At 53.6% G+C, this 13066-nt stretch carries 12 protein-coding genes; 7 read left to right on the forward strand and 5 right to left on the reverse strand.

Annotated features, from left to right (window positions below):
* Positions 1-53: 53 nt before the first annotated feature.
* Together HCG48_RS17955 and HCG48_RS17960 are read left to right on the forward strand one after the other, a co-directional pair.
* The gene (locus HCG48_RS17955; protein ID WP_168570377.1) at positions 54-386 is read left to right on the forward strand and encodes an MgPME-cyclase complex family protein; all 333 of its coding nucleotides are present in this window, start codon (positions 54-56) and stop codon (positions 384-386) included.
* Positions 387-576: 190 nt separating this feature from the next.
* Positions 577-1269 (forward strand): hypothetical protein, encoded by a 693-nt coding sequence (locus HCG48_RS17960; protein ID WP_168570378.1) that lies wholly within the window; start codon positions 577-579, stop codon positions 1267-1269.
* A 106-nt stretch (positions 1270-1375) separates the two neighbouring features.
* Here HCG48_RS17960 and HCG48_RS17965 read toward each other — a convergent pair whose 3' ends face one another.
* The 3 genes from HCG48_RS17965 to folD all read right to left on the reverse strand — a co-directional run bounded on the left by HCG48_RS17965 (position 1376) and on the right by folD (position 3972).
* Entirely contained in the window at positions 1376-1831 is a 456-nt protein-coding gene (locus HCG48_RS17965; RefSeq protein ID WP_168570379.1) for a divergent PAP2 family protein, read from the reverse strand.
* 13 nt (positions 1832-1844) lie between these two features.
* On the reverse strand, positions 1845-2771 hold the full coding sequence (gene crtE / locus HCG48_RS17970) for a geranylgeranyl diphosphate synthase CrtE (RefSeq protein ID WP_168570380.1): 927 nt from the start codon (positions 2769-2771) through the stop codon (positions 1845-1847).
* A 316-nt stretch (positions 2772-3087) separates the two neighbouring features.
* A complete protein-coding gene (folD, locus tag HCG48_RS17975) occupies positions 3088-3972 on the reverse strand; it encodes a bifunctional methylenetetrahydrofolate dehydrogenase/methenyltetrahydrofolate cyclohydrolase FolD (protein ID WP_168570381.1) in 885 nt (294 codons plus the stop codon).
* 192 nt (positions 3973-4164) lie between these two features.
* On the opposite strand from folD, the gene HCG48_RS17980 reads away from it, so the two are divergent.
* On the forward strand, positions 4165-6429 hold the full coding sequence (locus tag HCG48_RS17980; protein ID WP_168570382.1) for a CHAT domain-containing protein: 2265 nt from the start codon (positions 4165-4167) through the stop codon (positions 6427-6429).
* 7 nt (positions 6430-6436) lie between these two features.
* Here the strand turns inward: HCG48_RS17980 and HCG48_RS17985 are convergent, their stop codons facing one another.
* On the reverse strand, positions 6437-8068 hold the full coding sequence (locus HCG48_RS17985; RefSeq protein ID WP_168570383.1) for a DUF6930 domain-containing protein: 1632 nt from the start codon (positions 8066-8068) through the stop codon (positions 6437-6439).
* Positions 8069-8328: 260 nt separating this feature from the next.
* On the opposite strand from HCG48_RS17985, the gene HCG48_RS17990 reads away from it, so the two are divergent.
* The 3 genes from HCG48_RS17990 (at position 8329) to HCG48_RS18000 (ending at position 11507) form a co-directional block, all read left to right on the forward strand.
* Complete coding sequence (locus HCG48_RS17990) at positions 8329-8685, forward strand: iron-sulfur cluster assembly accessory protein (RefSeq protein WP_168570384.1); 357 nt, start codon at positions 8329-8331, stop codon at positions 8683-8685.
* Between the two features lie 191 nt (positions 8686-8876).
* Complete coding sequence (locus tag HCG48_RS17995; protein ID WP_168570385.1) at positions 8877-9296, forward strand: tetratricopeptide repeat protein; 420 nt, start codon at positions 8877-8879, stop codon at positions 9294-9296.
* Positions 9297-9560: 264 nt separating this feature from the next.
* Entirely contained in the window at positions 9561-11507 is a 1947-nt protein-coding gene (locus HCG48_RS18000; protein ID WP_168570386.1) for an alpha/beta hydrolase, read from the forward strand.
* A gap of 319 nt (positions 11508-11826) precedes the next feature.
* Here HCG48_RS18000 and HCG48_RS26915 read toward each other — a convergent pair whose 3' ends face one another.
* On the reverse strand, positions 11827-12114 hold the full coding sequence (locus HCG48_RS26915; RefSeq protein ID WP_375339343.1) for a zinc ribbon domain-containing protein: 288 nt from the start codon (positions 12112-12114) through the stop codon (positions 11827-11829).
* A 358-nt stretch (positions 12115-12472) separates the two neighbouring features.
* Here HCG48_RS26915 and HCG48_RS18010 point away from each other — a divergent pair, with 358 nt between their 5' ends.
* On the forward strand, positions 12473-13057 hold the full coding sequence (locus HCG48_RS18010) for a helix-turn-helix domain-containing protein (protein WP_168570195.1): 585 nt from the start codon (positions 12473-12475) through the stop codon (positions 13055-13057).
* Positions 13058-13066: the final 9 nt, after the last annotated feature.

Genomic DNA, 13066 nt, shown 5'->3' on the forward strand with positions numbered 1-13066 from the left:
TAAAATCAAAATGTAGTACGATTTTTGCTTGGACCTTCGATCGAGTAATTGCAATGACGACTTATTCTTACGTACTGGCTAGCCAACAATTTCTCTTAGAGGAAGAACCGTTAGAGGAAGTTTTAAAAGAACGGACGCGGGATTATCGAGAAAAAGAAAAAGAAATTGATTTTTGGGTCGTCAAACAGCCTGCTTTTCTCGAAGCCCCGGAAATGGCGCAGATTAAAGCCAAGTGTCCTCAGCCTGCGGCGGCGATCGTCTCGACGAACCCTCAATTTATTACCTGGTTGAAATTACGGCTGGAGTATGTAGTTACCGGAGAATTTGAAGCGCCTTCCGATTCGATTCCCGATCCGTTAAAGTCTCTGGAAATGTCCCAAGCATGAGGACGATCGCCGCCGTCAAATTTCTGGGCCGCGATTGGCGATAAGCGATCGCTCGCTGGCGAGCGTCGAGGGGGAAAAACGATCGAAAAGCGGCGTTTTGAAGTAGAGGCGTGGGATCGAACGTCTCTACCCTTCCCCGAAGGTTCTTCAAGGTTTCTCAACAGTTCAAAACTCTCGATAAATTTTTGCCATGTTTGGGCTCGTAACAGGGATGGAGAGACAACCGCAATGGCTTCGTCCGTGGGGGGCGATCGCCCGATGGACCCTCGTCCTTTCACTTCTGGGAGGGGTGGGGGTGGTCTCGAAGGCGCGATCGCAGTCTTATCCGACCTGTCAGCCCCCCTTAAACGACGAATATCTCGTTTTAGTCGTCACCGAAGACGAAGGGGCGCAAAATCGCGTCAGAGCGCTGTTAAGCCCGCAAATGAACGGTACGGTTTGCAACTATTTAAACGATATCGTCACCCGTATCGGCGGTTTTGAAACCGTCGAACTGGCGAATCAGTGGGCGCAATATCTCGGTGAAAACTCGGGACTGTCTACCTTCGTCGCCAGTCCGCCGCCGCGCACTTCCGGGGGCAATCCCGTGACCCCTTCGGTGTCGTCTCCGGGGCGTTTCGATCCCAGACCCCTGAGAGAAGGATATGCGGTGTTAGTGGATTATTTCAATAATCCGCAAGTGGCGGTGCAACTCAACCAGATTTTAAATCGGGATATCGGTTTGGTGTCTTACCACCAAAAGCCTTATTTGCTGGCGATGTGGACGGAAGAAGAAGGGGAAGCCAATCGCATTTTAAAACAGTTGGGCGATCGCGGCTTCTTCGTCTTAGTCGTGGACAGTCGCAATGTGTTCTTACTGCGCGGCGCACTCACCCTTTATTGAGGTTGCCATTGACTGTGGCGCGATCGCATCTCGGGCCATTCCAGGTTCGGGGTTCGCGTTATCGGTCGGGTCGAACGGCGAACCTCGAACGGCGAAATGGTGTCCCTCAATAGGTCAATGCGGCAACCCAAGAGATCAGCACGCCTAAAATCGCGCCGACGATCACCTGGAAAGGGGTATGTCCGAGCAACTCCTTCAAGCGAGCTTCGTTAAAATCTTGGTGTTCCTCAAAGATCTCCTCGACGATCTGATTGAGAATGCGCGCTTGTTTGCCTGCCGCCTGACGAACTCCCGCAGCATCGTACATGACAATCACCGCAAAAATAGTTGCCAGGGCAAACTCGGTGCTGTTCCAGCCCACGGTTTGGCCGATCCCTGCGGCTAAAGCGGTCACTAACGCCGAATGAGCGCTAGGCATTCCGCCCGTTTCGACCAACACTCGAAAATTGAGCTTGCGGTAGCGGATGGAGTGGATTGCCAGTTTAATCGCTTGAGCAATGATACAGGCGAGAGTTGCAACCAGCAGCACGCGGTTGTCAATGATATTGCCGAACTCCTGCATGGGTCACACCTTATTAATGACTGCGGGTAGTGATGAAGTCCGCGATCGCGATCAGGGGAAGGGCAGCCGAGCCAAAGGGCGCCAGTTCGGCTTTAGCTTCTCGAACCAGCTTTTGCGCTTGCTTCTGGGATTCTTCCAAGCCCCAAATGCTCGGATAAGTCGCTTTTTGCGCTTGCAAATCTTTTCCGGCAGTTTTGCCGAGCTGTTCCTGAGTTTGGGTGATGTCGAGAATGTCGTCGATAATCTGAAACGCCAAGCCGATGTTGCGCGCGTAACGGGAAAGCCGTTCGAGGTCGGTGTCGGAGGCTCCGGCGAGTACGGCGCCGCAGACGACGCAGGCTTCTAATAAGGCTCCGGTTTTATGGGTGTGAATGAAAGTGAGGGTTTCGACGTCGATATCGGGTTTACCTTCGGAGTCGAGGTCTACCACCTGACCGCCGACGAGTCCGGCAGCCCCGACGGCGCGGGCGAGATGGGCGATCGCCTTGACGACGCGATCGGCGCTGACCCCTCGGGTCTGTGCCGCCACATATTCAAACGCATAGGCCAATAACCCATCTCCGGCGAGAATGGCAATATCTTCCCCATACACCTTGTGATTGGTCGGTTTGCCCCGTCGGTAATCGTCGTTATCCATCGAGGGCAAGTCGTCGTGAATCAACGACATCGTATGAATCATTTCCAGGGCGCACGCCGTCGGCATGGCCATTTCTACCGTTCCTCCGGCCAACTCGCAGGTCGCCAGCCCTAAAATCGGACGCAGACGCTTGCCACCTGCCAGCAGGGAATAGCGCATCGCCTCGTAAATTTTTTCCGGATAGGTCACGGGTAAAGAGGCTTCTAAAGCGGCTTCAACCCGTGCTTTGCGATCGGCGAGATAGGTTGAAAGGTCAAATTGATATTCCTCAGAGGGGAAATCGGTTTCGTTGGTCAAGACCATCCCTTGCTGCTCCGTTTTGCTTGTGATGAACCTGCTGAACCACTGTTGTGGGCGCTGGAGGGAAAGTCAACCGATCGCGAACAGCGAACGCGCTCGGCTGCGAACCCCCTTAAAAATCTAACCCGATTGTGTCTTGCTCTTGCGTCGAATTCGGAATCGAACCTGTCTCCAGCCCCTGGGAAAGGTGGCTTGAGTGTGTCTTCCTATTTTACGAGGAGGGGCGAAAAATTGTTCGCCACGATCGCGCCTACCTCGCTTCAGCGCGATCGGTGTATTTAACAACGCCGTTTTCGTTTTTATTCGAGGGGAGAATCGCTCAGAGTTCTACCCCCAAGGTGCGGCAGTAACTCAACACGGTGTTGTACATCAACATCGTCACCGTCATCGGTCCGACGCCTCCGGGTACCGGGGTGACGTACCCGGCAACGTTTTTCACCGAATCGAACAGCACGTCTCCGGTCAGGCGAGATTTACCGAAATAGTCGGTCACGCGGTTAATCCCGACATCGATGACTGCGGCCCCGGGTTTGACGGCGGACTCGTCGATCAATTCCGGACGACCGACGGCGACAATTAAAATATCGGCTTCGCGGGTCAATGCGGTTAAATCCGGCGTGCGCGAGTGTGCCATCGTCACTGTGGCATCTCGGGCTAACAACATCAAGGAAATCGGCTTGCCGACTAAGATGCTGCGTCCGATAACCACGGCATGTTTGCCACGCAGATCGATTTGATATTCTTCTAATAGGCGCATCACTCCGGCGGGGGTGCAACTACGCAAACCGGGTTCGCCGCGCAGCAAGCGCCCGAGGTTGACCGGATGCAAGCCGTCGGCGTCTTTGTCGGGATCGATTTGATAAATCAGGGGGACGGGATCGAGACCTTCGGGAAGGGGAAGCTGCACTAAAATGCCGTCTACGCGATCGTCGCGATTGAGTTCGTCGATCGCCCGGTGCAGTTCCTCTTGAGGGGTATCGGCAGTAAAATGGCGACCGAATGAAGCTATGCCGAGTTTCTGGCACGCCCGTTCTTTGTTGCGCACGTAAGCGGCACTGGCGGGGTTGTCCCCCACCATCAGCACTGCCAAGCCGGGGGGGCGGTCGGCGGTTTGCGTCAGTTGTTCGATGCGCGATCGCAGCTCTTGCTGGATTTTCTGAGCGAGGGCTTTTCCGTCTAAAATTCGAGCAGTATTGGACTCCATCGGCGGTTACTTTCAGTAAACTGGGGACGAACGGCTCGAAACGAGATGCGGCTTCGGGCCGAGAGCGCTTTATTAGTCTCTCATAAGTCGTTATCCCTTGAGGACGAGGGGGACTGGCCTCGCTTCCGAGGGTCCCTGGCGCGATCGCCCCCACCGCCTCTATCGCCCTTGCACTCCCAGATTTTCCCCACTATGTCCGATCGCCGTTTCCCTTCGGGGCCGAACCGTTATCTGTTGCTTTGTTCCTTGGCGCTGGTGCTGGGGGTGGCGATCGCCCCTCGCGCCAGTGCCGCTCTTCCCGGGGAGAACCCCGCCGACCGCTTGTTGCAAACCGGACTCGAACCCTTCGATCGCGGCGAGTTCGAGGCGGCGCCGATCGCGTTTCGACAGGTGTTGGAGGGCGATCGCCTCCGGGGACGGGAGATCGCCCCTCAAATCGCCAATCTCAGCAACATCGACGATGTTTTAAATCGGCTCTCCCCGGCCCTCAACACCTACCGACGGGCCCTCGAACAAGCTCGCGCGATCGGCGATTGGGCCGAAGTCGCCCAAACCCTCGACCGTCTCGGGGCGCTTTATGTAGAATTCAAACAGTACGATCGCGCGTTGGAATCGTTCCAAGAAGCTCTCAAGCTCTTCGAACGGCTCGGCGACCTGCACACGATCGCCCGCCTCCAAAATCAAATCGGCAAACTCTACTTTAGTGCGGGAGACTACCTTCAATCCCTCGATTTTCTCCAACAATCCCTCGCCACTTTTCAACGGCTCGACGATCTGGCCGGAGAAAGCGTCGCCCTCGGCAATATTGCCCGGGTTCTCGACCGTCAAAATAAAACGGAATTAGCCATTATTTTTTATAAAAAAGCAATTAATCTGACCGAAGATCTCCGCCAAACCTTCAGAGAAACTGCCGAAGGCTTTCCGCCCTTACCGGTCGAACTCAAAGAAATTTATACGGGAAAAGTAGAAGACACTTACAAACAACTCTCCGAATTACTATTACAAAGCGATCGGGTTGTCGAAGCGCAAGAAGTCTTGGACTTACTCAAAATTCAAGAAATTGACAGCTATTTGAGAAGCGTGCGCGGCTCCGATCTCGACCCCAGACGCTTGCAACTATTGCCCCAGGAAGAACAACTCGTTGCCGAATATACCCACTTGCAAACGGAAGCTGTGGAATTGGGGAAAGAATTGAGCCGTTTGCAAGCCATTCCCCCGGAGAAGCGCACGGCGGCCCAACAGGAACGCCTCGATACGTTAGTGCAGTTGCAACAACAGTTAGGGGATAAGTTTCAAGCCTTTGTCAACCGTCCCGACGTGGTGGACATCGAACGGCAATTGCGGCGGTCTTCTCCGGAAGACAGTTTGAAGTTGGCGTCGTTGCAACAGTTACAAGGGCGTTTGCAGGGTCTCGATCGCCCGGTGGCGATTTTATATCCCCTGGTGTTAGAAGACCGTTTGGAGTTGGTGTTGGTGACTCCCGACGGTCCCCCCTTGCATCGCACGGTGGCGGTCAGCCGCGAGGAGTTGAATGGGGAGATTGTGGAGTTTCGCAAGCTGTTGACGGATCCGAAACGACGGCGCCATCGCGAATGGGTGCAAGAGTCGGGGTATCGGTTGTACCAGTGGCTGCTCGCACCGATCGAAGCTGCGTTAGCCCGAGGGGGAGTGGAGACGATCCTCTACGCGCCGGACGGTCAGTTGCGTTACATTCCCCTGGGGGCGCTCTACGACGGCGATCGCTGGGCGATCGAACGGTTTGAGATCGATAATATTACGGCGATCGGCTTGATGCAGTTCGAGCAAGGGACTACGGTGGAGGGGCGATCGCCCCATCGCGTTTTGGCGGGGGCGTTTAGCGAAGGGACCTATCGGATTTGGGTGGGCGATCGCGAATTTATCTTTTCGGGCCTGCCTTTCGCCGGGGCGGAAGTAGACAATGTCGCCTCGGCGATTCCGACGACGACGACCCTATTTAACGATCGATTCAGTCCGGAAGCGACGATCGCCCGGGCCGAAGATTATACAATTTTACATTTGGCGACTCATGCGGCGTTCGTCACCGGAGAACCGGAAGAGTCGTTTATTTTATTCGGGAACGGCGATCGCGTCACTCTGCGCGATGTCGCCTTGTGGTCGTTACCGAATGTGGAACTGGTGGTCTTGAGCGCCTGTCAGACGGGAGTGGGCGGTGTTTTGGGCAACGGACAGGAAATTCTCGGTTTCGGCTACCAAATGCAGCAAACTGGGGCGGAAGCGACGATTTCTTCCCTGTGGTCTGTAGACGATCGCGGCACCCAATTGTTGATGGATGCGTTTTACGAACGACTGCAAACCCCCGGGGTCGGCAAAGGGCAGGCATTACGCCAAGCCCAACTGTCTTTACTCGCCGACCCCCAATACAGCCATCCCTATCACTGGGCGTCTTTTATTTTAATTGGCAACGGCCTGGATTGAGCCGAGGTTATAACAACGTCGCAATTAACTGCAACGTCCCCAAATCCAACTCTTTGGAGGAGAGCGATCGTACTTCAAACAATCCCATCATGTCTTTGAGTTGCGGATTGCCGCGCGAGGAACCCGTCAACCCCATCGCAATTACCAAACCGCAATATCCCTTGGTTTGCTTGCAGCGCCGATCCCATTTTTGGCGGGCGCTCATGTGGGTCGGGTCGTCTTGCTCGAACTCCCCGAATAAATATAAGGTATCGTCTTCGGTTTGGAGGATGCCCAAATCGTAGAGATCGCCTTCGAGGGGATCTTCACCGGGATTGAAGCCAATTCCTCTCACCCCACCGGAGTTTTGCAGGGTTTCGATCATGGTTTTGGCTTTCGGTCGCGAGGTTTGAATCAAAATAATCGGCAATCCTTCCCCTTTCGACTCTACAGGCGCCGATTGATAGTGGTTGACCTCTTCGCGCAGGAGAGTCAGGGTATCCCAGGGAATGACGCCCAAACTCAAAAACGAGTTTTTGGGAACGAGATCGTCGCGTAAGATCGGTTCGTCTTCGTCTTCTTCTTCTTCGTCTTCTTCACCCGCCGCCATTTGGTAGAGGTCGGTTGCGATTTCGGGTAAAGTGTCAACTTTAACGGGTAAGGGGTTATTCGGACTCGGCGCGCCTTCCGGGAGGGGGATTTGATATTGAGCGCTGAGACTGGGGAACTCTCCCCGGGCGAATCGATCCCGGAACTCGCGGAAAAAGCGACCGAAGGCGTCGAGGGCGACGAGAACGGCGAGGGCTTCTTCGTCGTAGAGAATCGATCGCATCCCTTCAAAGGGGTGCAAATTCCCAAAGCGGGGTTCGATTTCGTCGGCGTCGAGGTCGCCCAAGGTTTGGCGGTCGTTTTCGTCGTCGTCGGTCTCGAAGGTGAGGAACAGGCAATCTTGGGAGAGAAAGGCTTCTTCGAGTAATTCAGTCGATTCGTGTTCGATCGCGCGTTGGCGGAAGCGTTGCAGGGAATCGAGGGAACGATAAAAGAGAATGCCGTAGTCGAGTCCGAGCATCCCCATGGTGCAGGCATAAAGGGTGTCGAGGTCCCACGCGCCCAGTTCGATCGCCAGGATCTGATGGTCGCCGAGTGATTCCCACGGGGCCAAGTCCCACAGATCCCGGGCTTTGTCTAGCAGCACTTCGGCGTATTGGGGGGGCAAACTGGGGGGTTTGGTTTCGATCGCCTCTTGAAAGCCCTGGAAAATTTCGTCGATTAAGGGCAAATCGGGAACGTATTCGATGGCGATATCGAGGTCTTGCAGGACGCCACGCAAGAAAAATTGAATTTCTCGGTCTTTGACGACAATTTTCTGCGGTCGGGCCGGGTGGGCCGGACTGTGGGGATGTTCGATCGCGCGCAGCAAGGTTCGCACGATCGCCTGATGTCCCGTTTCTGGGGTGACGACATCCATCGCGCGGACGATTCCCTGGGATCCGTCCACCCACAAAATACAATCGCCTCCCGATTCCGGTTCTAAATCGATTTGACTGTCCGAACTGACGGGTAACGGGTGGTTCAAGGTACGGCGATCGCCTTCCCACACACTCGGAATCTGCGGGAGTTGTTGCAAACGGCGACGAGTGGAGCGATTCAAAGCGGTCATAGGCTATGCCAATTGAGTGGAGGTCAGCAAGGGGGGGAAAGCGCTAAATCGAAACGGCGATTGATTTGACAAACGACTTGAAACACTCTATCTCATTGTCTCACACCAATGGATTCAGCGACGCTTTTGGGGGGAGGGATCCGTTTTTTTCTGGGGAATGGGCGGCGATCGCCGCGCGAGCGATCGGCAGCACTCGTTAGAATAGAACCACTCAGACTCCAATGAATCGTGTTTTTAAATTGCCACCAGGAGAAAACGAGATGACCCAAGCGACTGAATCCCAAAAACGCGGAATTATTCTAACGGATGCCGCCCTCAAGCAAATCCTCGCTTTACAAGAAAAACAAGGAAAAAATCTCTGTTTGCGGGTCGGCGTCCGTCAGGGCGGCTGTTCCGGGATGTCTTATACCATGGATTTTGACGATATCGCCAATGCCCGCGAAGATGACGAAATCTTCGACTACGAGGGTTTTAAGGTCCTGTGCGATCGCAAAAGTTTGCTGTACGTTTACGGGATGGCCCTCGATTACAGCGATGCCCTGATTGGCGGCGGATTTCAGTTTACCAACCCCAACGCGACCCAGACCTGCGGTTGCGGTAAGTCTTTCTCGGCTTGAGGGTAAGCCCCGATCTGGGCGAAGCGGAAGCCGCGCGATCGCGTGGCTTCTCGCTTTTGATGTTGCCGTGCCATTAGAGGCGGTAAACTTCAAGATCGGCGAACCTTCGTTTTCAGCCGATCCCCTCAGCTTGAGGGACGGACTTTGCCGAGTTCGCAGTTTAACCATCGCCTCTAATGGCTCGAATGCTTATGACATCAACCCCAGAAGAATTGTTCAATCAAGGCGTCGAACGCTACAAAGCCGGGGAATCCCCGGACACCCTCATCCCCCTGTTTGAGGAGATTTGCGATCGCGCCCCCAAAAATAGTCCGGCGTTGGCTTCCCTCGCTTGGCTCTATCTGTTGAAAGACCGCCCGAAATCGGCGACTAAAGTCGCTCAGAAGGCGGTTAAACTCAACCCTCAAGATGCTCAAGCTCGGATCAATCTCGCCCTCGCCATGCTCGATAGTGGCAAAAAAGGCGTCCGCGACCACGTCGAAATGGCGCAACAGTTGATGATGGCGGCGGACGAATTGCGCGACGAAGTTAAAGAAAATGTCGAGGACGGCTTGACGCGCAAACCGGATTGGAAGAGTTTGCAACGGGTGAAAACTTGGTTGTTTGAGTAAGTCGCCCTCTCGGTGAGCTTCCCCGAGTCTCCCGCCGTTCCGTTCGGCGGGTGGTCTTCCCTTCGTGCGATCGCGCCGATCGATCGCGGCGCTCCATTTCAGGTATAAATTGCAGATATTTCAAAAAACTGACGGCGGCAGAGGCGATCGCCCTTCCCGATCCTGTGGGGCGAAGATGGTACAACAGAAACATTAAAGGAGTTCGAGATCGTCGCCCTCGCAGGTGGCGATCGCTTCCTCTCTCTACAGGTTCTCAAAACGCCTATGAATACCCAGATAACCCCTCCACCCTTACCCCAAGAATGGAAAGCGGAATCGGTTGACAATGATTCCCGGTGGTTGGAATCGATTATTAAAAATACAGCCCCTTTTTCCGATGCCTGGATTAAAGCGCGGATCGTTCAACTGACCTATCCGCCACCGCCGAACTACCACAATCCTAGCAGGGAATTGGGGGGCGATTGTCCCTATCTCGCCGCATCTTCGATCGCCGAAGTTTTGGAAAGGCTGCACGATTTATGTCCCGATCGCGCCGTCTATTCTTTCTTCGACCGCCAAGTGGACGAAGCCTACATCACCCGCGCGTTGTTTGCTTGGGACAACCACAAATTTACCCAAAGTATCGGTCGCAACTTTGAGGTGTTTCAAGACCGCACCCACCCTAATGTTTTTCTCGTCACCAGTACCGCCACCCCTTCCCTCGACGCCGATCGCAAGTTACCCGATCCCGGACGGTTTCGCCCCCTGTTCAACGTAGACGAACTCGGGGCGATCGTCGCCGAACGCGGGTGCGAACAACTGACGTTACGGACCCACGGTTACGCCACTCCATCGAAGATCTTTTATCCCTTATTCTCTCAGGAAGCGGATGCCCTGACTGCCGACGATCGGATCTCGGGGGATACGCGCGATCGCTCGCGCAGCGATCGCGCCTTAAACCCCAATCAATTTTATATCGGCTACCATTGGCCGAGCGAACAACCGATTACTAGTGCGGGATTGTGGACTGATTTCAGCCAACATCGGGGGATTTTATGGAAATTTACCTTTGTTTTGGGCGGGTTTGCCGGAATTCTCGGCACTCTCATCTGGATCCTGCTTAAGGGATTTGCCTTACCCATTCTTTCCCTGGGTCACGCGATTCCGGGAATCGCGCAATTGTGGGAATGGCTGAAGTTTGGCGAAACGGCTAAGGTGGCGGCGACCTGGTATTGGATCGTCCCGACCTTGTTTTTGTTCTGGATCGTGATGATGCACGGTTTTCGCATTTTGGTGTACCAGCGCGATTTATACCGGGCGATTCACTACGGGTCGCCGGATTTGGCCGAATTTTTTTGGCGGTTGGATGCGGCGATCGCCCAAACGGAAGTCGAAGGGGAGGGGAGTCCCAAGCACTTGCCTCCGATCCGGGTCAACGCGATCGGACATAGCATGGGCGCCTGTTTGTTGGTCAATACCCTGCGAATTCTCTCCGATCGCTTCGGGAAAGACGATCTCGATGTCGAGATCGGCGCGCAGTTGGACCGAGACGATTTGGAAGCGTCTTATATCGGCAAATATCTACTGTTAGATAAGTTAGTGTTAGCTTCGCCGGATATTCCCTTGGAGTTTCTGCGCGAAGGTCGCAATAACTACGTGCGTTCGGCGATGCGCCGTTGCCGTCAGATTTATCTGATGTCGAGCGATCGCGATGCGGTGTTGCGCTACATGCCAACTTTGGGCAATTGGTTTATCGAACCGAGTATCGAAATGTCCGGCTATCGCCTGGGGAATGTGTTTCTACAACGGCAAAACCCGGAGGATCCCAATAGTCGGTACGTCCCGAAAATCCGCAACATGTTTGAATGGCAAGAGGCAGTGATTCCGACGAGTGCTTACGATTTGTTCCGCCGTTTTAACTATCTCGATTGTTCGGAAATCGAGGCGGTCAATGGGATACGGGCGAACCTAACCCACTGGTCCGGCCCGGCGATCGACCTAGGTAATATGACCTTGTTCGTGTTGCGTTCTTTACCCCTGTCGTTGGGATCGAAACTGCCGGAATTCGACCTTCACGGCGGTTATTTTTTCACGGATACGCTGACCTTTCGGATTATCCGCTTGTTGATCGCCAGTGAAACCGACTCGCCAGAAGAGTTACAAGAGCGAATCTGGGAGGCGATCGCGGGCAGTCCCATCCGCTTTTTACCCAGCGATTCCAGGTTGCGATAAACCGCGATCGAGACCCTAAAATTTATACAAAATCTGCCCCAATCTCCACGCATTTTGTACAATCCTACCCGAAACAATTGGTAAACCAAGTAAGGACACGGCATTGTGTCCTTACAACCGATTAATGTGACAACCAATTAATGTGACAACCGATTGAAGGGCTGTATAAAAATACAACACATACCCCTCCTCGACCGACGACAGAAGATCTTCAAAAGATCTTCTAAAGATCTTTTGAACGACAGATAGTCTTTAACCCGGTAATTACTGGTAAAACCTAGTAATACTGTGTATTAGGTGCTATCTTACCTGGCTCTGGCTAATTGCCAGAGATTGTTTTCAAGAAGACATTGATACTGTCATTAGCATCCCGGTCGATTCTATGGGAGCAATTGGGGCAGATAAATTTCTTAGAATCGCCTAGCCGATTGTGAATCTGCCCGCATTTTGAGCAGGTTTTGCTTGTATATTCTTCCGTGACTTCTATTACCTGGCAGCCTCGTTTAACCGCTTGGTGAACCAGCCTCTGTTTAAAGCGGTAGTGCGCCCAAGTGAGCAAAGAACGTGCTGTTTTATGGTTAATCTTTCGCTTGGCTCTGTAGACCATGAACGATGACTTAAAGTCGGGAATAATGACCTGGGAGTAATTAGAGGTCAAGAAAGCAGCAGTCTTTTTGTGACATTCATCAACCAGGTTTCTAATTTTTATTCTTAGCTGCCGAGCCAGCTTTCTTAGCTTGAATCTTTTGCGCTTATTGTCTCTGCATGAAAGCTTTAGCAGTTTCTGACTGAATCCGATCTAAACGCTTACAGAGCTTGACAATGCGCGAGATTGAGCCGTTGCCTAGTTCAATGACCTTGTTGCCGTCAAAACCAGTCAAAAAAGTTCTCACTCCAGGGTCTAGTACAGCCTGGCAGAAATGAGCTTACTATGTAAAAGAGAGCGCGAAAAGGATTTCTCTGCAATGCCTAGACTAGCCGCCTCCCCCATTAGCTTGAGCGAAGCCGAGCGCAGTGAATTAGAAAAATTGCTTAGGCGTCGGAAGAGTTCACAGCAGATGGCTTTACGGGGGAAGATCATTTTGCAAGCTGACCAAGGCAAAGGACATGGGGAAATCGCGCGAGAGCTAGGGATTAGCAAAGAGATGAGTCGGCGCGCTCGCTTCCGTTGGCTGGAAATGAGTCAAGGGGAAAGCTGCGTTGAAGAGCGACTACAGGATGCCCCGCGTCCGGGGACGCCGCCGACGTTTACCCTCGAACAAATCACTCAACTCTATGCACTGGCTTGTGCGCCCCCCGAACAGTACGGGCGACCGATTAGCCATTGGACAGCTCCAGAACTCGCCGACGAGTTGGTCAAGCAAGGAATTGTCGAGAGCATCAGTCCGCGTCATGTGGGACGACTGCTAGAGGAAGCCGAACTCAAACCCCACCAGAGCCACTATTGGCTCCACCCCCCCCGACCCAGACTTGCCCGAGAAAATCCAAGAGATTTGCCAGCTCTACAAACAAGCCATAGCTCGAGCCGAACAAGGGGAGTTAACCTTTAGCGTGGATGA

This window comes from Oxynema aestuarii AP17 (assembly GCF_012295525.1).
GTDB lineage: Bacteria > Cyanobacteriota > Cyanobacteriia > Cyanobacteriales > Laspinemataceae > Oxynema > Oxynema aestuarii.

Bases quoted from the DNA above. Each gene is read 5' to 3' on its own strand.
- HCG48_RS17985 (WP_168570383.1), bottom strand. From the start codon at position 8,068: ATGACCGCTTTGAATCGCTCCACTCGTCGCCGTTTGCAACAACTCCCG.
- HCG48_RS17955 (WP_168570377.1), top strand. From the start codon at position 54: ATGACGACTTATTCTTACGTACTGGCTAGCCAACAATTTCTCTTAGAG.
- HCG48_RS17990 (WP_168570384.1), top strand. From the start codon at position 8,329: ATGACCCAAGCGACTGAATCCCAAAAACGCGGAATTATTCTAACGGAT.
- HCG48_RS26915 (WP_375339343.1), bottom strand. From the start codon at position 12,114: ATGGTCTACAGAGCCAAGCGAAAGATTAACCATAAAACAGCACGTTCT.
- folD (WP_168570381.1), bottom strand. From the start codon at position 3,972: ATGGAGTCCAATACTGCTCGAATTTTAGACGGAAAAGCCCTCGCTCAG.
- HCG48_RS18000 (WP_168570386.1), top strand. From the start codon at position 9,561: ATGAATACCCAGATAACCCCTCCACCCTTACCCCAAGAATGGAAAGCG.
- crtE (WP_168570380.1), bottom strand. From the start codon at position 2,771: ATGGTCTTGACCAACGAAACCGATTTCCCCTCTGAGGAATATCAATTT.
- HCG48_RS17960 (WP_168570378.1), top strand. From the start codon at position 577: ATGTTTGGGCTCGTAACAGGGATGGAGAGACAACCGCAATGGCTTCGT.
- HCG48_RS17995 (WP_168570385.1), top strand. From the start codon at position 8,877: ATGACATCAACCCCAGAAGAATTGTTCAATCAAGGCGTCGAACGCTAC.
- HCG48_RS17980 (WP_168570382.1), top strand. From the start codon at position 4,165: ATGTCCGATCGCCGTTTCCCTTCGGGGCCGAACCGTTATCTGTTGCTT.
- HCG48_RS18010 (WP_168570195.1), top strand. From the start codon at position 12,473: ATGCCTAGACTAGCCGCCTCCCCCATTAGCTTGAGCGAAGCCGAGCGC.
- HCG48_RS17965 (WP_168570379.1), bottom strand. From the start codon at position 1,831: ATGCAGGAGTTCGGCAATATCATTGACAACCGCGTGCTGCTGGTTGCA.